The organism is Brasilonema octagenarum UFV-OR1, from assembly GCF_963888615.1.
GTDB lineage: Bacteria > Cyanobacteriota > Cyanobacteriia > Cyanobacteriales > Nostocaceae > Brasilonema > Brasilonema sennae.
Map to the genome: position 1 here is coordinate 1 of NZ_CAWPKW010000226.1, position 26,293 is coordinate 26,293.

The window sequence follows — 26,293 nt, forward strand, 5'->3', positions numbered from 1 at the left end:
AGCGTGTCCCTTTGGGACTTACGCGTAGCGTCTCCGCAGGAGATACCCGAAGGGCGTTGGTTTCCCTCCGTAGCAAACTTTCCAAGACGAATTTTGAATTTTTTTACTGTTCTGCTTCAACAGGACGATCATCTGGCACAAACTCTGCTGGAGTGGTGTCCACAGCGGGTTCATCGGGTTCTAGACCTGGCAGAGGAAGTTCTAAATTTGGACCTCTGCGAATAATGCGGCTACCAAAGTACAAAACCGCAACAAACAAAATGCTGTAGACAACAGTAAAGCCAGTGAGTGAGGCTAAGACATTGCTAGCAGGTATATTGGATGCCCCATCAACCGTGCGAATCTGCCCGTAAACAATCCACGGCTGTCGTCCCACACAACGCACAATCCAGCCGGAGTCTACGGCTATGTATCCTAAAGGAGCCGCAAAAACCCACGCACGCATCAGCCAACGCTGTTGAGTAATATTCTCAGCAGAGAGTTTACCACGTAACCACTGTAAGACACTCAATAGCATTAATCCGGCGAAGAAAAACCCAATCCCAATCATGATGCGGAAAGCGTAGTAAATTAGACCAATCATGTGAGGACGGTCTTCTGGTTTCCACTCACTCAATCCGCGTACTGGGTATGTGAGTTTTTGCTTAAATTCCAGAATATATCCAAGGGCATTGGGAACGGTAATTTCCCAGTCATTTTTCTGTGCTTTGTCGTTGGGTATAGCGAGCAAACTCCAATCTGCAGATTGTCCAGCAGGTGTCGTTTCCCACTGCGCTTCCATTGCAGCAAGTTTTGAAGGTTGGTAGTGATAGACTTGTTCACCACTCAAATGCCCGATGTAAATCTGCAATGGTGCAACGGCGATCGCCGCAGCCAATGCTATCTTCAAAGACTTGGAAAAGAAAGCTTCGTGACGACGATTGAGAATATACCAAGCGCTAATTCCACCAATGACAAACAAAGAAGTCTCCAATGTGGCAAAGAACATATGGAGGACACTGTTTTTCATGAACGGGTTGGCGATCGCCGCAAAATAATCATGAACAATAAACTTACCATTAACAAGTTCCCCACCAGCTGGGGTTTGCATCCAAGAGTTTGCAGTTAAAATCCACAGAGTTGATAAGTTTGCGCCAACTGCAACCAGGATGGTAGAAACGTAGTGAATGATAGGATTGACGCGTTCCCAACCAAACAGCATAATACCCAAGAAAGCAGCTTCTAGCATAAATGCCCAAGAAGCTTCAAACCCAATCACACTGCCAAAAAAGTTACCAGCTGCTTCCGAAAACCGTGACCAATTGGTGCCAAATTGAAACTCCATTGGGATGCCCGTTGCGACACCAATCCCAAAATTCAGGACGTAAAACTTAGACCAAAAACGGGCATGGTAGTAGTAGTCAGGATTACGAGTTTTCAGCCACACCCCCTCAACAATAACCAGATAAATTCCCATACCTGTGGTTAGGACAGGCCAGAGCATATGGAATAATGCAGTTAGGGCAAACTGCATACGTGATAGCACAACTGAATCCAACAAAAATTCCACAAGCTACCCCCTATAATCAGCCAAAATCTATAGATAGATTCCAATGTAATGGTATTGCAACAATCCTTTACAGTGCGTTTTTTGAGAAAATTTTAATGTTTGACAAGGTGTCATTGATTTGTGCATCAGCGCGATATTTTCTTTGAAGGCTGGCAATCTGTAGCAAAGCAGCAGCGCTAGCTCGCCTCTGGAAGTCGGCGTATCGCTAATTAGAGGGACAGTGAAGTTGATTCAGTAGTTGCAGTTAAATAAAGTAAGATTTGAATTAACGGTTGTGTTTGGTGAACAGTCCGAGCAGTCAAAACGGTTGTGTTGCACTCATTCACGCTTATTAGTTAAAAAATGCTGTTTAGAACTTTAGGTTAACAATAATGGATAGACGAACCTTACTTAAACTCTTTGGATTTGGGGCGTTGGAAATTTCGTTCGGTGCCAGTTTCCCATCGTTGGCGTCTGCGGCTGTTGGAAAGGAAGTTAACTGGGGCTATATCGGAGAAAGCGGTTCCCAGAATTGGGGCAACCTGTCTCCCGAATTTCAACTGTGCAAAACGGGAATCCAGCAATCGCCAATTGATTTGCAGGGAGCGGTCGCAGCGGGACTGTCACCGATTGAAATTGATTATAAGCAAACTCCTCTACGAATCGTCAATAACGGTCATACCATCCAAGTGAACTATGAACCAGGAAGCTCAATTAAGCTGGACGATCAGACCTATAATCTGGTGCAATTTCACTTCCATGACCCCAGTGAACACACCATTGATAAAAAACCATTTGACATGGAACTGCATCTAGTGCATCGCAATGAGGCTGGTGCATTAGCTGTGATTGGAGTGTTATTGAAGCAGGGACAACACAATGCTGCCTTGCAACCGATCTGGGACGCATTCCCAAATCGCAACGAACCGGAGCAACTAGTGAAGACAGTGAAGGTAAATGCAGAGCAATTTTTACCAAAAGACCGAAAGGTTTACCGCTACTTTGGCTCTCTGACGACGCCACCCTGCTCCCAAGGAGTGAACTGGATTGTGATGCAGCAGCCTATTGAAATCTCACAAAATCAAGTCCAACGATTTGCTGACTTAATATCCATTGATGCCAGACCTGTGCAACCCCTAAACAATCGCTTTGTGTTGCGTTCAAGTTGAAAGCCCTAGAAACGATCGGCAATTTTTAAAAGGCTGGTGATAACAAAAGAGTGCAGCGTTGGAGGCGATCGCTTCCGTCTACTAGGTTTGCGGTGCTTTACTAGACTAGGATAAAAAACAACATTGATTGTGAAAACTGTATGGAAAACTGGATCCTTTGTGAAGATTTCAGAGTATATGTAGGTGAGGGGAGTGTGATCAATCATCCCGTACCGGGCTACCAAGAGCGCATTTTACCAACGGTCAATCGCTATCAACGCAATGATGGAGGTTATATTGCAATTTACTCCCGCAATCCTAGTCAGGGCGTTTACAGCGTTGGAGACGGCATTTATGTCATTGGACAAATTCGTTTACGAGGAAAATACATTGGCAGAATTTTTCACCCTGCTGGCTATGAGGAACAAGATATCACTGCTGTAGAGGAGTTTAAGCGACTGGCAGACGAAAATTTCTCCGTTTGTGAGGGAGAGTGTTGGGCGGGAGGTGATACGGGAGGGTGGTTTGGTATTTCTTAGGTAGTGATGCTGCTGGATAAAAAGCTCATTTCTTTGTCCCGATGCGTCACCTCAATACTTGTGTTATGCGTGAAGATAGTAACATATAAAACATTGAAGTATGCCATTCCAGAAAAATAATAAACTTGGTGCAAAATCTTTTAATGAGGAACCTTTTGACAAGTCACCAGTGTCATTCTGTGTGCGTAAAGGTGTCAAGGAAAAGCTCAAAGCCATCCCTGACTGGCAAGAACGGCTAAGAAAACTTGTTGATGAATTAATAGATGATGTGGGAGATAGCTGCCAATGAATGGCTAGTCTTGTCGAGGTTATTGGCGGCTTAGGACTAGCTCGTGATCATACAAGTGCGTGTCAAATCAAATCCTATTGATTGTTGACAATTGCGATCTTGTAAAATCAGGAGTTTCAGAGGGCGATCGCTTTTAGTGCAACTTACTTGTTAGGATTTGCGGCGGTTGGTGCTAAATCTGATAGATTCTTACAAAGATCGGGATGACTGCTTTTCTTGCTTGTTAGACACATTTAACAAGTGGATAGTTCTATCTACTGCTTGAGTTGCTATGAGTGTGCCATTTCGGTTAAATGTGAGACTGTTAACTTTGGGTAGAAGTTGTGCAAGTTCTTGCAATTGATCTGGCTGTTGTTCTTGCAAAGTCCAAAGACGAAGAGTACCATCAGCACTCGCAGTAGCAAAAACTTTACCATCTGAGCGAAAATTGAGACTGTTGATATTACCATTATGTGCTTTGATTTCCCTCATATTCTTAGTGTTCAAGTCCCATAAGCGTATAGTACCGTCATTGAATCCTGTAGCAGCAAGCTTGTTACTATCTCGGCTAAAGTGAGTCTCGAAGTTCTGACCTGGCAACTTTTGCAACTCGTTTTTTTGCCAATTCCACAAAGAACTTTCACTAGCCACGGTGGTTGTAGATGAACCGTAGACAATTACGGCTTGCTCAAGATTGGGACTCAGGACTACTCCATCAACCTCTGCTTCCAGTTTTTTGGTTTGACCTAACTTTCGCGACAAGGAGTCAAATACACTCACAGTTTTACCATCTGGAGTTGTAGTAAAGAACAATAACTGACCATTGCGTTGGAAACCTGCTTTGATGATTTTGTTTTGAGGTATCTGAAATTGCCGAGATTGGTTGTTAGATAAATTCCATAAATGGGTAATACCGTTTTGGGCAACGCTCACAAGTTGACTGCCATCTTGGTTAAAACTGAGGCTTGTAATCGCACATTCTTCGCATCGATTTCTTTGTAATACTTTTTGAGGAACGAGATAACCCACGGGTCCCTCTTGATTGTCTAAAGCTTCCAAAGCGATTCCATGTCCAGCAAAGTAAAAGAGGACGCGATCGTCTTTAGTTACCGTCACTTTTTTGTTGTCCAGAAATATCTGTCCTTTTTTAAAATTTTCAATTAATTCCCTAAGCTTTTTGAGGGTAACGCGTTGATTTAATAGCAACTGGACTTGATACTTATTTTGCGCTTGATATTGCTGTTTGAGATGTGTATGTTGATCTTGGATAATTTGAGCTAGTTTGAAAGCATCTGGAGCTGCCGTTTCTAGCTTTGGGATGCCATTTTCATAATTATTAATACCGAGAATGATAGCGAAACTACGGTTAAAATCATGTTTTGACATAAATGTACTTTAATACAGTTCCGTGACTATCAAGATTTTCATGCGATCGCTTTTACTGCAACTTACTTGTCGGGATTTGCGGCGGTTGATGGTACATCGTCACACAGATGGCGATCGCTTTCATCAACGTTGGGGTGATTCTTCAGATAGTCGCCTACCCATTCGCACCCTCGCACCAATAATTCATCCAGGTCTTCAATTTGCCACAGTGCTGCCCGCCACAATCCTGGAGAATCATTGGTTCCATAAGTAAATCCCACAGTTACCAATTGTTTGCTATCTGGGCTAAACGCCATGCTTTCAACCCAATCAAACCCCTTAAATTCTGCTAGCTGCTGACCGGATAAATCCCATATACGAGCAGTACCATCGTTACCAGCAGTAGCAAGAAGACTTCCATCTGGGCTGAAAATAACTTGATTGACTTTTCCTAGATGACCTTTAAACTCTGCTAATTTCTCGCCTGAGAGATTCCACAAACGGACTCCATTAGTTGAGCCATCTAAACCAGCAGTAGCGATTAGATTTCCTTTAGGACTGAAAACCACACTGAAAGTCTGAGTTGTATTAGCCTCAATTGGATTTGGCAAAATTTCTTTACGTTGTTTCCAATTCCATAGGCGAACCGTTCCACCCACAGTAGAACTAGCAAGTAGATTACCACTGGGGTCAAAAGCAGTAGCTTGCACCCAATTGGGAACTATGTTCCCTTCTTCCGGGGCAGGACCTTCAGGAAATGTCACTAATTGCTCTCCATTACGACTGCGAACAGTAATAGTGTTATCGCCACCAATAGCTAGCAAATTACCATCTTTACTTAAACTGAGTCCTTGGAAAAAAAGACCGTAGTTTTGTTGAGTGAACGTACCCTGACTGTATCCGATGTCATTTCCTTTAAATGTATCTAACTGTTGCTGATTCTCTAAATCCAGCAAATGAATAGTGCCCTTGTATTCACTAACAGCTAGTAAATGGTTATCAGCACTAAAATGAAGTTCTGATATATCAGTAAACTGTTGTGGAAATTGTGATACTTGTTGTCGCTTTCTCAAGTTCCATAGAATAATTCTTTGACTATCGCTAACTGCTAGTAGCTGACCATCTGAACTAACGCTGATCTCGCTAACATCATCTAGGCTAAGTTCTGCTAACTGTTTTCCTTCTAGGTTTTGCCAGATTCTGAGAGTAGCATCAATACCGATAGTAGCCAACTGCTTTCCATCAGGACTAAAACTGATATCTTTAATTCCATTTTGGTTAGCGTTGAATTTAGCTAACTGATTACCCTTTAAATCCCATAAATAAACAGTATCGTCTTGATATCCAGCAGCAGCGAGAAATTTGCTATCTGGACTAAAACTTATGCTGACAGGAATATTTGAGTTGAAGAAGGGAAAATCTTTGATCTCAACTATTTTCTTTTTGGAATCGACGTTCCATATGCTGATAGTATCACCAGCAGTACCAGTTGCTATGAGCTTACCATCGGGGCTAAACGTGTCATAACCTATTCCTTCGTCAGGGAATTCAGCTAACTGAGTTCCACTTTCTAAATCTCTCAATTTATTATCACTGAATATCATCAACCTCCCATTTGAGCCGAGCATCACCTGGTTAATGATTCCAGGTTGCTTTAAGTCCTTTCCTACTTGTTGTCCGTTCAAATTCCACCATTTAACTACTTCATCAGTACTAACAGTAATAAGCTGCTGACTATCAGGGCTAAAGCTGAAACTCCAAACCTGCCCTCCTACATTAAATGGTTTAAATCCAGACAATTGTTTACCGGTTCGATCCCATAAACTAACTGTACCATCAACTTGAGCTATAGCTAACAGCTGACCATTGGGACTAAAAACTACTTTATCTGAATCATTCGGAATGTTGAGACGATTTCGTTCTTTGACTCCATACATCGTCTTTTGTAGTGTTCGTCTCACTTGAGCGCATAGTTCAGCATCTTTCCAAAATGAATACTTAAGTTGTAACTTCTTGAGTTCTTTTCCCGCCTTGACAGCTTCAACTAGTGCTTCCAACTTTTGATTTGCAGCCAAAAGAGCTTCAGCGGCTCTATAGAGTATTCTTATAATCTGTTTTTTATCCTTAATATCTTCTTCGTCTCTTTTGACAATACTGCTTTTGACAAATTCCATCTCTAGTTGATTAAGCCAGTTCTCCTGTGAATTCTTAATCACCTCTTGTAGCAAATCGAGACGAGGATTAGTATTCCACAGATAACTTTCAGGTCGTTCCTCATTGTGCCAATCATTAGCCGCAGGCGTTAGCCGCTGTTGCAAAATTAAATTTTCTTCCTCATCTTTTTTCCACTTCAGCATCTTATCCCAACCCTGCACCAAAGCATCATGGGCTGGTTCTACATAAGGTTCACCTTGAGAATTAGAACCTTCAACGATTAAGCGAGTTTCAGACAAACGTTGGATGACCGTATTTACTCGCTCAGTTTCATCCTTATCAGGATACACCAGTTCCGACTTGGGAACCTGTCGCCGTGCTAACTCCCTACCCTGCAATGAAATCATCCGCAGCATGATCCAACGCACTGTATTTTGATAAGCAACATCTTCTGCAACTAAGCGATCATATTCTTGATTAGCACGCTTAGTCAAAGAACCAACGACTCTTCCCAATTCTTTGTAATCTTCCTTTGTTAAGGCACGATTATCTCTTCGTTGTTCCAAATACTTCAAGTACAATTCACTAAGGGTGAAAGAAAGCAAAGGTAAAGCACCTGGCATTTGTACGACTTCATTGATAAGTTCATCTACCAAGCTGGGAGGATCAAAGTACACCACTTTTTCTGATGGGGGTTTCTCAATTGCTTCTCGTAACTCATCCTGAGTCATGGGTGGTACAACAAACCGAGCATCATTCCAAAAGTCTTTGAGAACAGAATTTTGAAACTGCGCTTCAAAGTCGAGTCGCAGGGTAACAACTACATCGATATGTTTTGAAAATTTGGCAATTGCATTTTTAATTAATTTCTGAAACTGTTCTCGTTCTTGGTCATTATTACACAGAGTTATCAACTCTTCAAACTGGTCAATTGGCAGTAATAATTGAGTTTTGGGGTCAGCCTTACACCTGTTTTCAACAATAGTTGCTAAAGCGTATTCATCTTTTGCCAGTTCCTCAGCAGTGATTGCAGTTGCAATTGGTGAACACACTTGTGCTAGTGCTTGCAAGGGATTTTCCCCTGGTCGCATCGGTTGTAAAATCTGAAACTGATACTCCTGACAATGACGCAAGCGCGGTAAAAAACCAGCTTTCATTAAACTAGATTTTCCTGTTCCAGAAGCACCCAATACCACTGTCAAAGCGTGCTGTTCAGAAACCACATGCTGATAAAGCTGTTTGATCAGATTTTCTCTTCCAAAAAATAAGCTACTATCTTTTTCGTCGTAAGATTGCAATCCTCGGTAGGGATTATTTTCTACGTTAAGTGGTGGTGCATCAGCCAATTTATCTCGCTCAAAATTAGGCAACAAAAAGATGAATTCGCCTTTATCATGTTTTTTGAGCGGACAAAAACCAGGGGTTTGTCGCTTGTAGTGTTTTTCTGTAAGAATTTCAACCTGATCCCGCAAATATGAGTAAAGCTCAGTTGCGGTGATGATACCATCTTTATTAAAGTCGGGACCTTCATCAGGTCCCCCACGTAAAGCATCAAAAAGAGCTTTGGCAAAGGGAGAGTGAATCTCATCCCCGTCGATAACTGTCCCGCGCTGTCCCAAAGAATCCAAAGCTTTTTGATCGTCAGCCGCTGAAGTAATGACTTGCCAAGCTGCATCACTAATAAAGCGATCGTAGCGTTCTTTATAAACTGTGACTTTGGGCACAATGTTTCGCTTGAGGCTTCCCCAACGAAAAGCTCCAGCAAAGCAGCAATCTAGAATTGCTAACATATGCCGACACGGAAGTGCGTTCAAAGCATCATGTAAATCTTGCATCGGCAAGTAGGTGCTTTTATCATCAGTGGCATCTTGAGGGATGAGGTAACCTACTGGTCCATCTTCATTATCCATAGCATTGTCAGCTATTCCATGTCCAGCAAAGTAAAAGAGGACGCGATCGTCTTTAGTTACCGTCACTTTTTTGTTGTCCAGAAATATCTGTCCTTTTTTAAAATTTTCAATTAATTCCCTAAGCTTTTTGAGGGTAACGCGTTGATTTAATAGCAACTGGACTTGATACTTATTTTGCGCTTGATATTGCTGTTTGAGATGTGTATGTTGATCTTGGATAATTTGAGCTAGTTTTAAAGCATCTGGAGCTGCTGTTTCCAGCTTTGGGATGTCATTTTCATAATTATTAATACCGAGAATAATAGCGAAACTACGGTTGAAATTATTTTTTGACATAAGTATACCTTTTAAGCCTATGAATGCAAAGGTGAGAAAGGCAAAAGTAAAACAATAGAATGTCTACTTTTGCCTTTTTGCTGTTTACTTGTGTTGTCTAAGAGCTGCAACCAAAGCCTCTAAACCAACTTCTGTGAATTCAGTACCGAAGTAACTCATGTGGTCGCAAGCGACTTCTTGAATAAAGGGCGTTGGCGAAGCCCGCCGCAGGCTTCCCTTGCCTCCAAATGGAATACTCGTAATACTATCCACAGTCACTGCAACATCATTTGGTACACCAAAGAAAGGCAAAGCTACAACTTTCTTAAATAAACTTTTTTGTAGCCGTTCTAGTACATTCGATTTTTTTGCTGATTGTTGCTCTAATGCTGCCGGAATGATAGAGGTATTGCCAGCGATAATTGAGTAGGAAATGCCAGGATCGTCACTTGCGGCGAGAGATTTGATAACATCAGAAGCAGGGTTCATCTCGGCTAAAGCGATCCTAATATTTTTTTCTAAAGCGCCCATCAGCATAGCCACGACTTTTGCAGGCCAAGCAACTGTAGAAAGACCGTTAAGCGCGATACCCAAAGTGAGTTTTACCCAATCTTCCACAACTGACCAAGGAGAACCTGCATTTGGTGTACCCAACATAAACAGGTGTTGGACAACTTTATTTCCTCCTTTTTGCTCAATAAACCAACGAGATACCAAACCACCCATTGAGTGAGCGATGATGTGCAGTTCTTTACCGTGATTTTCTCCCAAACCCACATCTATGAGTCGCTGTTTCAAAAATTGAGCATTTTGCTCAATTGAAGTATTCAAGTTTTCGTAGTCAAAGGTGAGAACTACGTCGTAAAGTTCACTGATAGAATGCTTTTGTCCATCCGCTTGCGATACCGGTTGTTTAATGTTGTTCACTAAACTCTCAGTATCGCCAATAATGCCGTGGATGAACAGGGCAATCCGTTTTGCTTGCGCCACTCGCTGCTGAACATCAGCCGCATCCCGTTTATAAGTTACTTTTTTGTCGTCTCCCACAAGAGCCACAGCTAAAATGGGATACTGAAATTTCCGCCCGAAATTCTGGCTGATAACTTTTTCAAAGAAGATGCGAATAGCTCCTTTCAGGCTGCGTTCTCCCTGACTAACTGGTGCTGGTAATTGTTCTAGGGTAATTTCTGTTTTGCCGTCTTTCGTTGTACCGTTACCTAAGGGCAAATAAAACTCACCGTCATAGCCGATAGGAAGAAGGTATTCATTGTCTGCTAGAGGAACATCAACTAATAATTTCAAAGGTTCATCTGGGGTGACAACTTTGTGGTCTGCAACATCAGTCAGTTCCAGTACACTTAATCCAGGGTCAGTACCCCGGCTTTTCGTAAATTGGAAAGGTCGAGTCACTTCTGGGTTTTCCCGCAGGATCGGAGGGACAATTTTATTTCCCAAATCTCGGCTGACTTGCGGTGTGGTTGTGAGGCGAGCATTCGCTACTAAACTCTTATGCGGCTGTAATTTGACGCCTGCGTCTAATTGTTGTTCTTGTTTCTGAGAAACTGGGGTAGATTCTAAGGGGCGGTCTGTGGTGATTGTAATTTCCTCAGCGTACCAATCGTCAAACCTAACTGCGGCACTTTTGCGAATATTACGATTTTGAGTGCGATTCATCAAACGATCAAGGCTACTTTGATTTGAGGAATCGATATCTCTTGATGCAGGTGGTCGAGGAGCATCAAGTTTCTCCTGAGTTAGCAATTTGGCGTCAAATTCTTCGTTGCTAACTATCAATTTTATAATGTCTTTGTACTCGGTAATTCCTTGTTTCCATAACTCGTCTGGGACTTCTAATATCAAGTCTTGTCCATCTAGAGCCAGAGCTTGTTCTCCTGGTTTCAGCCTGACGCTACCTACTTCTTCAAAAAATGGGGCACTAATAGCGAAATCGTCTGAAAGATTGACCAGGGCAAAGTAAAGTGGATTTTGACTATTATTGGTGAGTTTGAGTTTAAATTCAGGTGGTTGCCAATAAGCGTCGTTATACTTGTACTGCAAACGCATCTGTTTTGATAGAGATACATCATCCTTAAAGATGAGTTCCATCTTCACGTCACCAGCTTTAATCTGAGTCGCTGCAGTATTTGAGAGTTGAGCAATTGTTGTCCAACGGGCAATATGTTCTAGGCGTTTAATTGCCTTTTCTGCATTTTCTGGGGTATAACCATCAATTTGCTCTACAAGAGGTCGGTCATCTGTCGGTCTGGCTATCAAATATTGCTCATTGCGACACAACAGGCGAAACTGGGCTTTGGTAAGTTCTTGCTCTTCGCGGATATAGGGTGAGGGTTGGTTATTATTAGGTCCAGCTATTTTGAGTGCGTCACGAGCTTGAGTGACTCCCGCTTCATCTCCCTCAAAATATACTCCTAAAGGGGGTAGCGGTAAACTGGTAACAACTGCCTTAAAAGTGCGATCAGCAGTCAGGGTTTGCACATCTTCGATATCTATCTTACTCTTGGTTGGTAATACCTGAGTGACTTTTGCTGTACCAACAGACTTTGACGGATCACGCAAATTGTCGATATTGGCGTCAAAGGGAAATAGTGCAAGTAACGTCGCTTCGCCGTCTCGTGGTGGTTGAACTCCGTGGACAGCACCGCCTTCAATCACCCAACCATAGCTTTTGTCATTCTTAACAATAAAGTAAGGTTCAAGTTCGGCGATCGCTCCATCTAGGAAAAATTTGTTGTCATCCTCTGGATAATTCACTTCCAACTGAGGAGACTGATCCCCATTCACACTGCGTACTAAGGCATTTGTGCGTCCAAACAAATCTCGATAAGTCAGCTTTCCGTTCGCTTTGGACAATGTATCCATTAAAAAATAAGAGAAACGACCCCGGTGTTGACCATTTCCTTTATACTCTTTTGCTGTTTCGTAGTCTCGACAAGCTGCTAAAAGAACATGACGACCTTTGGGTATATTCCAGCCTGTAGGGTTATCTTCAGGTTTTACCTTACGAGTCCCTAAAAGTCGATTCAAATCATCCAGCGTAAAAATAAAACTATCAAGTGGGCGTTCTCGCTTGTCTGCAGGCAAACGACGTTCCTTCGTCTGTTGCATTGGGTCTCTTGTGCCAGAACCAGAGTGGCAGCAGTCCATAATAATGGTCAGATGGGGGTTCTTTTGTGCTACTTCTGCAATCAATGCTGCCAATTCTTTATCTGCCAAATCCCAACCGCCTTCAGTACGACTGTCATAACAGACTAAAGTCTCATCAAGATGGTCTGGTTCTAGTTGCCAAAATTCTTTTGGTGCTAACTCCTGGGAACCATGACCACTGTAATAAAAGAGAACTATATCATCTTGCCCAGCTTGATTCAAATGCGAACGGAAGCCATCAATAATTCCCTTACGGGTTGCTTGTTCATCTTTGAGCGTTTGTAAATGGAGTTGGTATTCTTGCTTATCAAAGCGTTCTTTTATATACTCTTCTATTGCTGTAATGTCATTAATGCAGCCTTGTAAACAGTGATTTGGATTGGGATAATTGTCGATACCAACTAATAAAGCATAGAAATGACGAATCATGATTCTTTTTGTCTCCTAAAACTATAACGTCTCAATTAACAGCTCAGATAACGGTGTTTTTTGACTTTACCAACAGGCGGATTGAATTGAAAATCAAGTTACGCATGAAAATTCTGGCACTTTCTGCTTTATTTTTATATAGTTGTCCGCTGATAGAACTTATGCACTGTAGAATCGGGTAAGCTCTAAGCCACTGATAAGTGACGCCCACTATAATGAACTTCCCGCCAGCTTTTACTTAGTACCTTTGAATTATGCAAATATAGCAATTGCCAGGTAGATTAGGACATGAACTAATGAGAAAATACTGACACCACAAAACTTTCAAGACTGTTCCCTGCACTGCACTGAGCGTAGTCGAAGTGTTCCCTGCTATATTTGAAATAATGACAATGCCCCACGTTAGAGAAGCAACATTAGATGACATCCCGCAGCTTTGTGATTTGCTGACTATTTTGTTTACTCAGGAAGCAGACTTTCAACCAGACAGCGCCAAGCAATCACAGGGATTACGCCAAATCATCGAACACCCAGAAGTCGGACGTATCCTTGTTCTCCACGATGGTTCGACTGTCATCGGTATGGTTAACCTTCTGTTCACTATCAGTACGGCTCTTGGAAAACGTGTTGCTATCCTGGAGGATATGATCGTTCATCCAGACTGGCGTGGCGGTGGTGCTGGATCTACTCTCTTGAAGGAGGCGATCGCGCTTGCACAAGCATCTGGTTGTTCACGTATCACTTTGCTAAGCGATCGCCTCAACTCCTCAGCGATTCGTTTCTACCAGCGACATGGTTTCACGCTTTCTGATATGGTTCCTTTGCGCCTGCTGTTTCCCGAATAAGCAAGCAGCCATAGAGTCAACTGATAGACTCTAAGTCACTGATGGGTGTCACCCACCATACAGTAACTTACTCACTTACGGTAAACTCAACTGCGGATATTAATCTGGAGTCTGCGTATGCTTATTCTCGATGCTCCTCAAGTTGAAGTCATCGTTGGAGAAAATGCGGTTCATATTTCTCAACTGCCGAAAGTATGGCAAGATATTGCACTAGGAAAGGCTGGTGTCGGACTGGCAAATCCACAGACTTATGTTGAGATGGCGCAGTTGTTTCAATACAAGTTGCAGCAGGGAGATGTTGACTTATTCAACGAACGCCCGGAACTTGCTCACCTCAAGCCATGCTTTAAAGAGCTGTTTGGATTATTGGCGCGGGAGACACTTGAGTTCTACGGGCAAGATTTTAAAGTTGAGAGATATCCAAATTTTGAAGCAATTTTACGTGAATTTGAGTCAAAGGGAGTAGAGTACTCTAACGAAGTTAAGGTTGCTCGTATTTGTCTGGAACTGTTTAATGAGTTCGATTATGAACTTCCCGCCAGCTTTTACCTGGTACATCTTGCTCCTATTTACCGAGAGACTGTTTTTGAAGAACGGGCTTTACGATTTGATCCCCGTGATACAGAACATAAGCGCGGTTGGGATGCTGTCCTTCATGCTGGAAAAGTATTCGCTGTGCAGATGAAGATACAAAGTATTGCTTCTAAATACGGTTTGACATATCAGCACGGTTGTGGTTGTGAATCCCACTTATCTTCTATTGATATGTCACTCGGAGCGTTTGACTATCAATTAAATACTGAAAAGCGTCAGCGATGGATTCGCAGTTTTATTTGGACAACATGGTATGAGTATGCATTTTTCCCAATTGTACCTAATACTAGATATTTGGTGTAATTACTGAGGTGCACAGACTAGATGTCTGAACGGCAGGAGCCGGGGTTTTTGGCTCGATGAAGTACACGAAGCTAGGATATCCATCCGTTTCGATTTCCTCCCAGTCAAACACCATCCCCGCTTCCTGCACGACACGCACAGATGCCAGGTTCTCCGGCGCGATAGTTGCGAGTACTCGCCTCAGCCCACATTGCTTGAGACCGTAAGCAAGCATGGCTGGCACAACTTGGCGTAGCCTTGCCCCCCACCAACGTTGCCCGAAGCCATAGATGATCTCCGGCTCGCTTCGCTCCGGATCATAGATAATTCCGCAACATTTTATGAACTCTCCAGTGTCCTTTGCGACGATCGCCAAGGCACCAAAGCCCTTTTGTTATGTAAGATTTGTAGCGAAAAACATGTTCAAAGCGCCTAACGCATTGCTATATAACATGGTGCGTTAGGCACTAACCGTAACGCAACGGCAATAAAGCCAGAACTCAGAGCGGCGGCTTGGGCCAATCTGAAGTTCGGTGGGGAGGAACATCCACAAGCGCGCATCTGCCTCCCCTACTTAAGATTTACTTTATAAATCAACTCTAAGTGCATAAGTTGGTTTTGCTGGATTTTATTTACTCACATCTTGCACCTAACCGGGTAAACCCGCAAAAGGCAAATAAAGAGCGCAAAATATCACAGTAGATGAATAGTGAATATTAAGTGTATAAAAGTGATTAATTGAAAAAAAATTAATCGCATTACTACATAGTTAGCTTCAAAAACAGATTCTTTCATTAATGAAAATGCCTGAGTCCCTTTATCAGCTAGATTCGGTGCATTGCTTGACATAATTACCTCTCATTGCTGTAAAATAAGCCCTCTTTGACCATAATCATCTGATTGAATGTCCCGTTTCAACATCATTTCCGTGTATTACACCGTAGGTTTAACCTGAATATCGCTTTTTTACCATGTATGACACGGCTGAGCCTGAGATCATGTAACCGCCTCTGAGTGAATTCAATTTCCTTGCATGTAACACACGGAAAAACCTTTTTTCCCTTGTAGCGTGCAATACACCGTTAATTTAAAAGTTTTCGCCAAGTATTACACGGTACATGCACAATCAGGTTGTTTCCTTGGACATCGATTCGTAAGAGAATTAATTTTTACCTATTCGCTTACCACCATACGCACACCCCTCTCCACAACATGTCTTACAGATTAGAGGAATTTGGTGCACCATCAGCGATCGCCTTATTCCTTTCCCTTCAAGGCATTAATTCCTCTCACCCTTCAATGCAGGAGCGAACGTACAGTAATTAGTACCCGTCACCTCACTTAACCAATCTGCCACCTTCCTTCCGTTCCATAATCCTCTATCCGGTGCTTTTTCTTGTAACACCTGCCATAACTGTGCTTGCTGCATATCATCCACTAGGGGTTGTGTGCCTTGGTTTGACTTTCTGCGATCGCCGTTTAGCGTTAAGTGTAAATACGGTCGGGATTGAAACTCTTTAGTTGCCGCTTGGGCTTGTGTTTCTTCGTTATAGTTATACTTTCGGTGGGCAATACTAGCACTTCGTGGATCGCAGTAGCTGCATTTCCGCCTGTTTGGGTTCCCCCGCCAAAAACAAAAATTCGATCACCAACAGCCGATGCTCCCAATCCATGTCGTGGGGTGGGCAAGGGCGGCAATGCTTTCCAGACATCGGTTTTGGGGTCGTATACCCAACTTTCGGCGAAAACTTTCTGCTCTGGAACCCACTGTTCACCGCCAAAAACGTAAAGCTTGCCGTTCAGCGAGGTTGCAGCAAGACCACCTTGAGCTTGAGGCATAGGCTCAAGCGTCTCCCAACGATCAAGCTTCGGATCGTAAACCTCAAGATTTGGCACATTGACAAACCGCGTAGTGCCATCCGCATTCTTGATAAACTTGCGACCACCAACTACGTAGATTTTTTCATCAATTACAGCTGACGCTGCACTATTTCGCGGTGTCGGTGCATTGGCGCGGGTTGACCAACGCCTCGTCGTCGGATCAAATACTTCGTTTCGCACGCTGTCGATGTGGTCATTGAAAAGCCGAGCGTCCTCAGTGGCTCGAACGCGTCCGCCAATCAGGTATATTTTATCGTCAACTACTGCGGATACGCCCTCTGCGCGAGCCGCTGGCAGGTCAGTGCCTTTGGTCCAAGTATTAGAGGAAGGATTGTATATAAACATCGTAGGCTGTGCGCGCCAGTCCGGAAATCCTCCTGTGAAACCGCCAACACCGTAGAGCAAACCATTGACTGCCGACAGCGTAATGTGATGGCGTGCTTCAGGTAGCGGTCTCAATACTGTCCACGCATCATTGACAGGATCATAAGACTCGAAATGATCTGAAAACTCAGTGTTTGGGCTGAGTAAACCGCCGACTACGTAAATTTTTCCGTTCAAAACTTCTGGATAAAGCTCTTGCCGAGCTATTGTTGGCGGTGCAGCTTCGGTCCAATACGGTAGCTGGCTTTGCGCTTGACTTAGTACGGGCGACCATAGCGTAATGACCGCAAAGATCGGGATCGACAGGGAAAGCAGATATCTAAATGGCATAATACAGACTCCATTACTCGAATATTTTTAAGCTAAGTTGAATGCACCAGACTCAACCGATTGGACGTGGATTTGGCAGGCGAACCAACCCGTTGAACGTCTTGCCAGGATACCAGGGCGTTTGGAGAAGTTTCTCAAAACCAGGAAGGCTTTCCATATGTTTCACCATCCGGGTACGCATTGACTTATCTGGTAGCGATCCTCTTAATGCCCCCATATTCTCAACAACATGATTTGGGTTCGTAGTCGCGGGAATCGCACAGGTAAGAGCAGGGTGAGAAATCACATACTTGAGAAAAAACTGCGCCCAGTTCTGACAGCCAATCTCGCTGGCAAAATCGGGTAGTGATTGCCCCTTCACCAATTCAAAAAGACGGGCTTTCTCAAAGGGCATATTGGCTAAGACTGCTGTTCCTCGCGCCGCCGCCGCCGGGAGAATTCTTTCTTCGACTTCACGCTGACGAATTGAGTAGCGAAGTTGAACAAAGTCCAGATCGCCGTTCTCGATCCACTTTTCAAGCGCAGCAAAATACAACGGATCGTGGTGGGTAACGCCCACGAAGCGAATTTTACCTTCTTTTTTCCATGCCTTTAGCAGGGGCAAAATCGCATCTACATTCACCAAACTATGAACCTGCATAACATCAATGCGATCGCGCGACAATCGCTTCAGTGATTGTTCAAACTGGCGCTGTGCCTGACTGGGATCGCCCAGATACTCGCCAGTTGCCCAGGTTTTGTTAGTAACAAACAGATCATTGGTCAAGCCGAGGGTTCTGGCAAATTCACTCACGTTCACCTCCGACATGCCGTAGAGTGGTGAGGTATCAACCACCCGTCCGCCTGCATCCCAAAAGCGGCGCATCACTTGCCCAAGACTCGCGCGGGGCTGATTAGACAAAGCATCAAAGGTCATAAATGTTCCTAGACCGATCGCAGGCAATTTCTCCTTTGTGCGCGGGATCTCTTTGGTGATGATCTGCGATGGTTGGTTTTGAGCAGGTGACGATGGTTGATTTTGGGTTTGATTCTGTGCCTGTGCCATCTTGGAAAGAGTAGGTGTCAAGGCAGCAGCAGCACCAAATCCTAACAACCCAAGTGCAGACCGACGGGAAACAATTCGCTTAATTGCTGGACGAGAATTATTATTGTGCATTGTATTACCTTGCGGCAAGCCGTTAGTCATTACCCCATTAGCTTTAACTTTTGTAGCTAGTTATGCTCATACTATGAGCCATACATAGGGTTTTCAATGCCTAAACCTCGCCTTGAATTGCCTAATCCTCCAAACAAGATTTTATGAATTGATGAAGTTGCGCTATGCTGATTGAGACAATCCTCAAATGAGTTGAAGAACTAGCATGGCGATTGAGATCGTTAACCACCGCGCACTAGACAATGAGTGTGAAAAATTAGCAGCATTAATCACTCGGCACACCAATGGTCAGGGGAATGGTTCTCATCCAACCGCGATCGACAAGCTGGAATTTAGACGAGAATCTTTTGTCTCCACACCACTTAGACGAGAATCTTTTGTCTCCACACCACTACATCAAGTCTGCGAACCTCTCTTGGTCATTATCGTTCAAGGCGAAAAAACAGTATTGTTAGGGGAAGAAACCTATCCTTATGGTGTGGCTCAATATCTGGTGATCTCAGTCGATCTGCCACTGAGCGCGTTTGTTGTCGAGGCGACTCCAGAAAAGCCCTATTTAGCCTTCAAACTGAAATTAGACTTACGCCAACTGTGTGATATTCTCGCAGAGACTAAGGCGATAGCTAGTAACAAAGAAAACTCTGTCAAAGGCTTATTCGTCAGCAATGCTGATGCACCGTTGCTCGATTGCGCGCTCAGACTAACCCGGCTCTTGGATACGCCACAGGATATCCCGATCCTGTCACCGATGATTATCCGCGAAATCTATTACCGCCTTCTCATGGGTGAACAAGGCGAAGCAGTTCGACAGATTGCCACATCGGGCAGTACGATGCAGCGCATCGCTAAAGCCATCAAACTCATTAACGCTAATTTTACAAAACTGATGCGGGTTGAGGATCTCGCTCGGCACGCCAGTATGTCTGCTTCCTCTTTCCATTACCACTTCAAAGCAGTGACCTCAATGAGTCCGTTGCAATATCAAAAGCAGTTAAGACTATTAGAAGCGCGTCGCCTGATGCTTACTGAAGATTCCGATGCGTCCAGTGCTGCTTATCGGGTGGGGTATGAAAGTGCCTCACAGTTCAGCCGTGAATATTCCCGTCTGTTTGGTGCGCCACCGATCACAGATATTGAACGTTTACGCATCGCTTGAGCAATGTGACGAATTACGTTAACGACGGAGGAGCGTCATTAGTAATTACGAATTGGAGCGTCCCTTGCGCGTCTCGTAGAGAAGCAACTTGACAATTCTCAAATTATCACTCCCGGTTCGCTCATTACTCAGTCAAATTGCCTTTTATCTAATTCCAGTTCAGCTGCCTTTTTTCCTAGAGAATTTGGTGCAGTTTGTACCTTCTTAAAGTGGGATGGCGATCGCTTTTTGTACATTGTTTAGTGCGATCGCGAAGCGGGCGCTCTGCACCATCGCCTCAGTCATCTATGGCAAAATGAAGCAGCGAATAGAGTTCATCACTTTTCTGTCTTTAGTTTTTGGGCTAATGGGTATTGGCTATTTATTAATTGGTCATTTTCCTCATTCAATCATTTTCTTTTGGGCATTGTAGAACACTTTCTTATGGTTTTTACCCCTCTTCTGTCACTTTCCGGAGTTAGCAAGTAGTAACGTGCGTGAAATTATCCAGAAGCATAACAGGGTTTAAATTGATTCATTGCACTAATTAATTGATTGAATCCCAGCAATAAATTAGAATTAGGGAAAATATGTATCCAGGGATAAATCAACCAAAATAGTAAGCTCTGCACAATATTCATCTATGGTGGCAACTGTTGGGTGAGCATAAGATTGGCAAATGTTTCAAGATTTGTAATTCTACATCCATTGCCCTACTTACCTTTGCGGGTTTTCTTTTTTTATTCTTTTATTCAGAATAACCGGAAAGTGACAGAAGAGGGGGTAAATAAAGGGGTGTAGGGTGTAGGGGAAACAAGCCACACCACTTGCGGGTGGGGTTTTAACCTACCTTAGGATACAGCGAAAAGTCTGAGCGGCGGCTTTACAAGCGTGCCATTTGTTTTTTAGGTATTAACGTCAACCAGTTTGTCCCTATCTTTTTGGACTGACGATCGCGGTTTTTTACGTCCAGACAGATCATGCAGCAAGCCCATAAGTGCGGGGACAACAGTGGGAGTCAATATCGTAGAAAATGCCAGACCGCCAGTCAGAACAATGCCTAATCCTTGATATAACTCTGAACCTTGACCTGGTAAAACTGCTAGCGGTAACATCCCCAACACACTAGTTCCAGCAGACATGAAAATAGCACGCAGGCGATCGCTTGTCGCATTATATAACGATGCATCATAATCTTCACCTGCTTCTTGAAGTTGCAAGGCGCGATCAACCAGCAGAATGGCGTTATTGACGACTACACCTGTAAGAATCACAAATCCTAAGGCTGTAATCATATCTAGTGCTACATTCATTCCCGGAATTCGGTTAGCAATTACCAGACTTAATAGTGCGCCACTCATACCCATTGGCACTGTTGCCATAATCACCACTGGGTAGAGGAATGAGCGATACAACGCTACGAGTAACAAGTAAGTAATCAAAATCGAAATTGTAAATGCAGTAGCTAATTGAGCAACGGTTGTTGCCAACTGATCTGCTGAACCCGACAGTTCCAGCCGAAAGCCTGTTGGGAGATTGGCACGCAGAGGAGCCAAAATTTCCTCTTCGGTACGTTCTACTAGTGTACTCAGAGGGGCAGTAGGTGCAAGGGAAACAGTGAGGCTAATTGATCGCTCCAAATCGACGTGGTTAATAGTATCGGCTCCAGTTGTTTCACTGACTTCGGCAATATCACCCAGTTGTACTTGTCGTCCCCGCGCATACAGTGACAATTGGCGCAATTGTTCTGGCGTTTCGACAGCGGTATTTTGCAGTTCCACTGAGACATCTAGTTCTTCTTTACCATCAATGTAATCGGAGGCAACCCGACCGCCTAATGCTGCTTCCACCATTGAACCAACTTCTGCTTCCGAGAGACCCACTTCGGAGATGCGTTCCCGGTTGGGAATAACTTGTAACTCGCCAGCTCCCATCACAAAGTTAGATCGCACATTCTGCACTTCAGGAATACCCCGCAATTTGCCCGTGATTTGCTGCTCCAAATCGCTGATTTGATTCAAATCTGCGCCTATAATATCTATTTCAAATTCCTTACCTGGATCGCGGAAGATGGAAACTCGCGTTGGTACTATAAAGCGGTATCCGGCAAAGTTGCTGCTTTGGGCACGCAAGCGATCCACCATCTCAGCTAATCCGGTAGTGGTGGCAAATTCTGACTTGAGGATTGTCGCAATGCCACGCAATGCCCCAGGACGATCAACGTACATGATGCGATCAACTTCTGGTTGCGATCGCAAATATTTCTGAATCTGTTCAGATTGTCGAATCGCTTCTGGTATACTAGTTCCCGGCAATGGTTCCGCTCGCAACACGACCTGGTTGCGATTTCCTTCAGGTAAATAATCCGCAGGTGGTAGTAGAAAAATACTGATAACAAGTAAAGCAACGGGAATCGACAGCACGATTAACCTGCGCCCAACACGCTTACGTCCGAGTGACCAGCTGACGGTAGATGCCAAAAAGTTTTCGAGTTTCCCTTGGAAATGACGGAATATTGCCGAAGTTTTTGCTACTAAGCGCTCAAACCAATTGCCGCCGCGATATTCACCGCCCTCCATCATTTGCATTGCTTCTGATTGCTTGAGGAACAGTCCAGATAGCATTGGTACTAGGGTCAATGCGGCAAACAGCGAGAACAGAGAAGAAGCAGAAAGAGCGATCGCCATATCAGCGTAGAGTTGTCCTGCTTCACCCGTCACCATTATCAGCGGCACAAACACGACTACGTTGGTCAAGGTAGAACCGAGCATCGCGCCCCAGACTTCCTGTGTACCGTCGATTGCTGCCCGGATCGGGTTTTTGCCTTGCTGCATGTGAGTAAAGACATTTTCAATCACGACGATCGCGTTATCCACGACCATACCCACTGCAAACGCCAGTCCTGCCAAACTGATGATATTCAATGTTCGTCCAAATGCAGACATGACAATGAACACCATAATCAGCGTTGTGGGGATTGTAATTGCCACCACCGCCACAGTACGCATGGAGCCGAGGAACAAAATCAAGACGATTGTGGCTAACAGCGCCCCACTAAATAGGTTGCCTTGTACAAACGCTACAGATTGATTGATGTACTGGCTTTCGTCGTAGTTATAAACAAAAAGAATCCCCTGGTTTTGCCTATCGAACTCAGTTTGGAGTGCGGCAATTTCCGCTCGGATGCCTTTAGCAACCTCTGGCACATTCGCCCCAATTTCACGAATCACACCGACTGCTACCCCAGGTTTGCCGTTGAACATCAACGCACTATCTTGCGGTTTGCGTCCCATTTGCACCTGTGCCACATCTCGCAAGTAAACTGTACCCGATTGGTCACGCCGCAGTACAAAGCCTTCAATTTGCGATAGTTCTTGCGATCGGCTGACTGTGCGGACTCGATATTCTCGGCGTCCTAAAATTAATGGTCCACCCCGGATATCGCGGTTGTTTTCCTGAAGTACCCGCACCACATCACCAATGGTAAGGTTGCGATCGGACAATGCTCGCGGATTGACCTTTACCTCCACTTCCCGCTCTTGTCCACCCACTAAGAGAAATTGTCCAGCTCCCTCGATTCGCCGCAAGCGCGGAATCACCACTTCGTCCGCTAAATCTCGATAGCGGTCTGCATTCGGCTGAAATCCTTCCTTAGTATCAAACGGAATCCACATCATTGGGGAACTGTTGCCACCCACGAGTTCCACACTCGACTCTTGTGCTTCTGGGGGCAAGCTTTCCACCTGCTGCAAGCGGTTCAATACATCCACCATCCGCTCTCTGACGTTAGCATCCTGAGCAAATTCCAGCGTGATACTGCTGCGTCCCGTCCGAGAAGTACTGCTGATTTCCTGGACGCCCAGCACTTCTTCCATTTGTTCTTCAATTGGGCGTGTAATCAGGTCTTCTACCTCCGTAGGTCCTGCTCCAGGATAAGGAGTGGTGATGGTAATTTCCGGGCGATCGCCCCCTGGTTGCAATTCCAAGGGCAACCTCAGTAACGAGATCACTCCAAACATGCTTACCAAGCAAAATAACACAAAGGTGCCATGTCGCCAACGAACAGCAGTTTCAATAAAGTTCATAATTAAAATTGTGAGTTAGGACTTAAAAGTGTCTTTGGCAAAATGTTAGGAAAGGGTGAGAAACTGTAACTGAAAATCTGGAAATAACGCTGAAATTACTCCCGGAATTGTCCAAGTGTTTGTGGTATCATTTAATTAGTGGCTTTATCCACATCCGATAGATACGCCTAATTAACTGTGAAGGTTAAAAAGCTCGTACTGGGGCTTGTGCGCCGCTAACAACAATTGAATACTTTTTGAGTCTCGTACTGAGATTCGTTTCAGTATCTCTAACTGGGGATTAGTGGTCAAGGAACCAAAGCCACGGGGCAATGGAACCAAGCTGTAAAGCGCTTCTAATCGAGCGAACTTATACCGTGGAGTTGGGTCTTGTACAGATTTATCCATTTTTGGGGAGTTTTGTCTAGATTTTTAGAAGCGGTTAAAGGAGAAAGGAAAAAGGAAGATTTTTGCCTTTGACCCTTCCCCTTGACCCATCTTCTGCAAAGAAGTCTATTACCTCGTTCCCAGTCTGCGACTAGCACTCAAATACCACTAACTGTCTTCACAGGCGCACCATCTTGCAACCCATCACCGCCACGCAGCACAATGGGTTGGCCGCCGCGTAAGGTGGGATGGTAAATTGCAACATTTTTACCCATATCAGCAACCATTTCTACTTGAATTTGCCTAGCTTTGCCATCAGCAACCGTAAAGACAAGCCACTGATTTTGGCGTCTTGTTACTGCATCGCGTGATATAACAAAGCTAGACCGATTCGAGGGCATATTCAGATTACCTGCGATCGCCATTCCCGGTAACAAACCTGGTGGCGGGTTGTTGATTTGGACGCGGACGCGCTGGCGACGAGAAGCAGCATCTGCTGAGGGAACGACAGCGGTGATGGTGGCTCGTTGTTTCCATTGCGGTAGGGCACGAGTCGTGAGATCAATTGTCATGCCGGGATTAACTTGACTGCTCAATTCTTCGGGTAACTCCAAAAAAATATCGAAGCGATCGCCTGCTACTAAAGTCACAATTTGACCAGAACTTTGCACCAAATCACCGTTACTAATATGCCGAGTCTGCACCACACCCGCTTCGGATGCCACAATGCGAGTGCGCTGCTGTGCCAGTTCTGCTTGAGCTAGGGTGGCTCTAGCTGCTTCTACGTTTGCCCGTTGAGCGGCGATTTCTTCTCGAATCGGCCCAGCTTTGGCTTCAGCAAACTGGGCTTCAGCTTCTAACCGTTCTCCCCGGATGTTATCCAATTGTGTTTGAGCTTCCACGAGTAATCTTTGAGACAGAGCACCTTGTTTAACAAGATCGCTGGTGCGCTTCAGGTTATCTTGTGCTTCCAATTCTCTCGCCTTGGCAGATGTGACTGTTGCTTGACGTTGAGCAATAATTTCTGGACGAGTACCTACTTCTAAGCGTGCCAAATTGCTACGCTGTTGAGCTAGTTGTGCCCGTGCTTGGGAGATTGCTAATTGCTGATCGGAATCGTCTAGGATAGCAATCGGCATTCCTGCCTTGACGCGATCGCCCGATTGCACCAAGATTTTCTCAACAATCCCATTAGTTTGAGCGCGGAGTGTTGACTGCTGACTGGCTTCCACCTGTCCTAAAAGCTGTACACTTTTTGTAGCACTTCCAGTTGCCAGGGCGATCGTTTCAATCGCTTTTGGAGTTGGTGCTTTCTGCTGTTGGGCAACAGAGGGACGTGGTGCGCCACCAGGAGCGAGTATTCGCCAAAGGATAATGCCACCAGTTGCCAGAAATAGGATCAGCAAACTCCAGAACCAGGGTTTACGAGAACGAGTAGGCGCTTCAGAGGGCGCAGAACTGTCTGACTGGGTTTCAACGATTGAAGCTTGGTCTCCAGAAATATCCATAATGGTTGATGGTAGCTACTGAGAAGTTGAGGGTTAATTGTTAACGGTTGACAGTGGACAATAAACCGTTAACTATGAATTTTTTAACTAAATTTAAAACTAGGTAACCTTTTTTATAGTTTATTGGACATTTATGACAAAAAAATGTCAGATGTAATGACAGTAGACCAAAAAGTTCTGCGCTCGCTCTGTGATGGATACCTGTAAGCCCGATTATTGTTTAAAAAACGTATAGTACAGTGTAAATTCTCTAACTTGTAGTTGTTCGGGAAATTATTCGATTTCTCTCCCTTTGCGATGGCACGCAGTTCCCGCCCAAAGGGCATCGCGGGTTTTGAGAGGAATAATGCGGTTTAAATACAATATACGCGCAATGATCGCATCTACCGCCGACTTGTCCTAACAGCTTTGGCGACATGTTTTTTTCATCAAAGGTCACTTTATCGAAGGTTTTGGTATTTCCAGTATCTAGTTGCAATGCTACGGCTTTTGCCCCGATTAATTCGATTTGGGCCACGACTTTTGTAACTTCTTCAGCATTGCTATGGTAGGTCACAATAACATCGACCTCTTTTTTAGCAAGGTTCAAGGCAGTACTTTTGCCCAGTCCTCGGCTCGATCCACTTACTAGTGCAATTTTTGGGCTGTGATTAGTCATTACCCGATCCTTTGAGTGTTTTGGGTTGATGTATGCATCTTATGAATAAGAGCAAGAGCTTTAAATACACAAACCTCGCTATTTATTGCCTAATCCTCCAAATTAAGGTTCTGCAACTGGATAAAGATGCTCTACTCACATCTTGCACCTAACCGGGTAAACCCGCAAAAGGCAAATAAAGAGCGCAAAATATCACAGTAGATGAATAGTGAATATTAAGTGTATAAAAGTGATTAATTGAAAAAAAA

Annotated in this window: 16 protein-coding genes and 2 pseudogenes; 7 read left to right on the forward strand and 11 right to left on the reverse strand. The window is 44.2% G+C overall.

The window, feature by feature from the left end:
• Positions 1 to 103 precede the first annotated feature (103 nt).
• Positions 104 to 1,549 (reverse strand): cytochrome ubiquinol oxidase subunit I, encoded by a 1,446-nt coding sequence (locus AC5590_RS18200; RefSeq protein WP_169264922.1) that lies wholly within the window; start codon positions 1,547 to 1,549, stop codon positions 104 to 106.
• Positions 1,550 to 1,920: 371 nt separating this feature from the next.
• Here AC5590_RS18200 and AC5590_RS18205 point away from each other — a divergent pair, with 371 nt between their 5' ends.
• The 3 genes from AC5590_RS18205 to AC5590_RS18215 all read left to right on the forward strand — a co-directional run bounded on the left by AC5590_RS18205 (position 1,921) and on the right by AC5590_RS18215 (position 3,504).
• A complete protein-coding gene (locus tag AC5590_RS18205; protein WP_169264923.1) occupies positions 1,921 to 2,697 on the forward strand; it encodes a carbonic anhydrase in 777 nt (258 codons plus the stop codon).
• A 140-nt stretch (positions 2,698 to 2,837) separates the two neighbouring features.
• The gene (locus tag AC5590_RS18210; protein ID WP_169264924.1) at positions 2,838 to 3,215 is read left to right on the forward strand and encodes a hypothetical protein; all 378 of its coding nucleotides are present in this window, start codon (positions 2,838 to 2,840) and stop codon (positions 3,213 to 3,215) included.
• A gap of 100 nt (positions 3,216 to 3,315) precedes the next feature.
• Positions 3,316 to 3,504 carry a hypothetical protein gene (locus tag AC5590_RS18215; protein WP_169264925.1) on the forward strand — a complete coding sequence of 63 codons (189 nt, stop codon included), beginning with the start codon at positions 3,316 to 3,318 and terminating at the stop codon, positions 3,502 to 3,504.
• Between the two features lie 189 nt (positions 3,505 to 3,693).
• Here the strand turns inward: AC5590_RS18215 and AC5590_RS18220 are convergent, their stop codons facing one another.
• The 3 genes from AC5590_RS18220 to AC5590_RS18230 form a co-directional block, all read right to left on the reverse strand.
• The gene (locus tag AC5590_RS18220) at positions 3,694 to 4,869 is read right to left on the reverse strand and encodes a WD40 domain-containing protein (RefSeq protein ID WP_169264926.1); all 1,176 of its coding nucleotides are present in this window, start codon (positions 4,867 to 4,869) and stop codon (positions 3,694 to 3,696) included.
• Between the two features lie 62 nt (positions 4,870 to 4,931).
• Positions 4,932 to 9,248, reverse strand: coding sequence for an nSTAND1 domain-containing NTPase (locus AC5590_RS18225; RefSeq protein WP_169264927.1), 4,317 nt, complete (start codon positions 9,246 to 9,248; stop codon positions 4,932 to 4,934).
• A gap of 84 nt (positions 9,249 to 9,332) precedes the next feature.
• A complete protein-coding gene (locus tag AC5590_RS18230) occupies positions 9,333 to 12,821 on the reverse strand; it encodes a DUF7379 domain-containing protein (protein ID WP_169264928.1) in 3,489 nt (1,162 codons plus the stop codon).
• Positions 12,822 to 13,213: 392 nt separating this feature from the next.
• Here AC5590_RS18230 and AC5590_RS18235 point away from each other — a divergent pair, with 392 nt between their 5' ends.
• Complete coding sequence (locus AC5590_RS18235; RefSeq protein WP_169264929.1) at positions 13,214 to 13,666, forward strand: GNAT family N-acetyltransferase; 453 nt, start codon at positions 13,214 to 13,216, stop codon at positions 13,664 to 13,666.
• 117 nt (positions 13,667 to 13,783) lie between these two features.
• Positions 13,784 to 14,563 (forward strand): hypothetical protein, encoded by a 780-nt coding sequence (locus tag AC5590_RS18240; protein ID WP_169264930.1) that lies wholly within the window; start codon positions 13,784 to 13,786, stop codon positions 14,561 to 14,563.
• Here AC5590_RS18240 and AC5590_RS18245 read toward each other — a convergent pair.
• From AC5590_RS18245 to AC5590_RS18260, 4 genes and pseudogenes are all read right to left on the reverse strand, one after another.
• Positions 14,547 to 14,921 (reverse strand): annotated as a pseudogene (locus tag AC5590_RS18245) (GNAT family N-acetyltransferase); the annotation flags it as partial. The gene AC5590_RS18240 and the pseudogene AC5590_RS18245 overlap by 17 nt on opposite strands.
• 948 nt (positions 14,922 to 15,869) lie before the next feature.
• A pseudogene (locus AC5590_RS18250) lies at positions 15,870 to 16,019 on the reverse strand (IS630 family transposase); the annotation flags it as partial.
• 8 nt (positions 16,020 to 16,027) lie between these two features.
• Positions 16,028 to 17,137, reverse strand: coding sequence for a Kelch repeat-containing protein (locus AC5590_RS18255; RefSeq protein ID WP_169264932.1), 1,110 nt, complete (start codon positions 17,135 to 17,137; stop codon positions 16,028 to 16,030).
• Between the two features lie 52 nt (positions 17,138 to 17,189).
• Complete coding sequence (locus AC5590_RS18260) at positions 17,190 to 18,323, reverse strand: aldo/keto reductase (RefSeq protein WP_169264933.1); 1,134 nt, start codon at positions 18,321 to 18,323, stop codon at positions 17,190 to 17,192.
• A gap of 175 nt (positions 18,324 to 18,498) precedes the next feature.
• Between AC5590_RS18260 and AC5590_RS18265 the strand changes: the two genes are divergently transcribed.
• Positions 18,499 to 19,449 carry an AraC family transcriptional regulator gene (locus tag AC5590_RS18265; protein WP_169264934.1) on the forward strand — a complete coding sequence of 317 codons (951 nt, stop codon included), beginning with the start codon at positions 18,499 to 18,501 and terminating at the stop codon, positions 19,447 to 19,449.
• 214 nt (positions 19,450 to 19,663) lie between these two features.
• Positions 19,664 to 19,861: a hypothetical protein gene (locus AC5590_RS18270; protein ID WP_211178422.1), complete on the forward strand. Its 198-nt coding sequence runs from the start codon at positions 19,664 to 19,666 to the stop codon at positions 19,859 to 19,861.
• Between the two features lie 472 nt (positions 19,862 to 20,333).
• On the opposite strand, the gene AC5590_RS18275 is transcribed toward AC5590_RS18270, so the two are convergent.
• The 3 genes from AC5590_RS18275 to AC5590_RS18285 all read right to left on the reverse strand — a co-directional run bounded on the left by AC5590_RS18275 (position 20,334) and on the right by AC5590_RS18285 (position 26,045).
• Positions 20,334 to 23,513, reverse strand: coding sequence for an efflux RND transporter permease subunit (locus tag AC5590_RS18275; protein WP_169264935.1), 3,180 nt, complete (start codon positions 23,511 to 23,513; stop codon positions 20,334 to 20,336).
• A gap of 524 nt (positions 23,514 to 24,037) precedes the next feature.
• Positions 24,038 to 25,387 carry an efflux RND transporter periplasmic adaptor subunit gene (locus AC5590_RS18280; RefSeq protein ID WP_169264936.1) on the reverse strand — a complete coding sequence of 450 codons (1,350 nt, stop codon included), beginning with the start codon at positions 25,385 to 25,387 and terminating at the stop codon, positions 24,038 to 24,040.
• Positions 25,388 to 25,637: 250 nt separating this feature from the next.
• Positions 25,638 to 26,045 carry an SDR family NAD(P)-dependent oxidoreductase gene (locus AC5590_RS18285; RefSeq protein WP_169264937.1) on the reverse strand — a complete coding sequence of 136 codons (408 nt, stop codon included), beginning with the start codon at positions 26,043 to 26,045 and terminating at the stop codon, positions 25,638 to 25,640.
• Between the last annotated feature and the right edge of the window lie 248 nt (positions 26,046 to 26,293).

Excerpts from the sequence above, each read along its gene's own strand:
- AC5590_RS18280 (WP_169264936.1), bottom strand. The coding sequence starts at position 25,387 with ATGGATATTTCTGGAGACCAAGCTTCAATCGTTGAAACCCAGTCAGAC.
- AC5590_RS18225 (WP_169264927.1), bottom strand. The coding sequence starts at position 9,248 with ATGTCAAAAAATAATTTCAACCGTAGTTTCGCTATTATTCTCGGTATT.
- AC5590_RS18275 (WP_169264935.1), bottom strand. The coding sequence starts at position 23,513 with ATGAACTTTATTGAAACTGCTGTTCGTTGGCGACATGGCACCTTTGTG.
- AC5590_RS18220 (WP_169264926.1), bottom strand. The coding sequence starts at position 4,869 with ATGTCAAAACATGATTTTAACCGTAGTTTCGCTATCATTCTCGGTATT.
- AC5590_RS18230 (WP_169264928.1), bottom strand. The coding sequence starts at position 12,821 with ATGATTCGTCATTTCTATGCTTTATTAGTTGGTATCGACAATTATCCC.
- AC5590_RS18210 (WP_169264924.1), top strand. The coding sequence starts at position 2,838 with ATGGAAAACTGGATCCTTTGTGAAGATTTCAGAGTATATGTAGGTGAG.
- AC5590_RS18205 (WP_169264923.1), top strand. The coding sequence starts at position 1,921 with ATGGATAGACGAACCTTACTTAAACTCTTTGGATTTGGGGCGTTGGAA.
- AC5590_RS18240 (WP_169264930.1), top strand. The coding sequence starts at position 13,784 with ATGCTTATTCTCGATGCTCCTCAAGTTGAAGTCATCGTTGGAGAAAAT.
- AC5590_RS18215 (WP_169264925.1), top strand. The coding sequence starts at position 3,316 with ATGCCATTCCAGAAAAATAATAAACTTGGTGCAAAATCTTTTAATGAG.
- AC5590_RS18265 (WP_169264934.1), top strand. The coding sequence starts at position 18,499 with ATGGCGATTGAGATCGTTAACCACCGCGCACTAGACAATGAGTGTGAA.
- AC5590_RS18255 (WP_169264932.1), bottom strand. The coding sequence starts at position 17,137 with ATGCCATTTAGATATCTGCTTTCCCTGTCGATCCCGATCTTTGCGGTC.
- AC5590_RS18285 (WP_169264937.1), bottom strand. The coding sequence starts at position 26,045 with ATGACTAATCACAGCCCAAAAATTGCACTAGTAAGTGGATCGAGCCGA.
- AC5590_RS18270 (WP_211178422.1), top strand. The coding sequence starts at position 19,664 with ATGGCGATCGCTTTTTGTACATTGTTTAGTGCGATCGCGAAGCGGGCG.
- AC5590_RS18260 (WP_169264933.1), bottom strand. The coding sequence starts at position 18,323 with ATGACTAACGGCTTGCCGCAAGGTAATACAATGCACAATAATAATTCT.
- AC5590_RS18235 (WP_169264929.1), top strand. The coding sequence starts at position 13,214 with ATGCCCCACGTTAGAGAAGCAACATTAGATGACATCCCGCAGCTTTGT.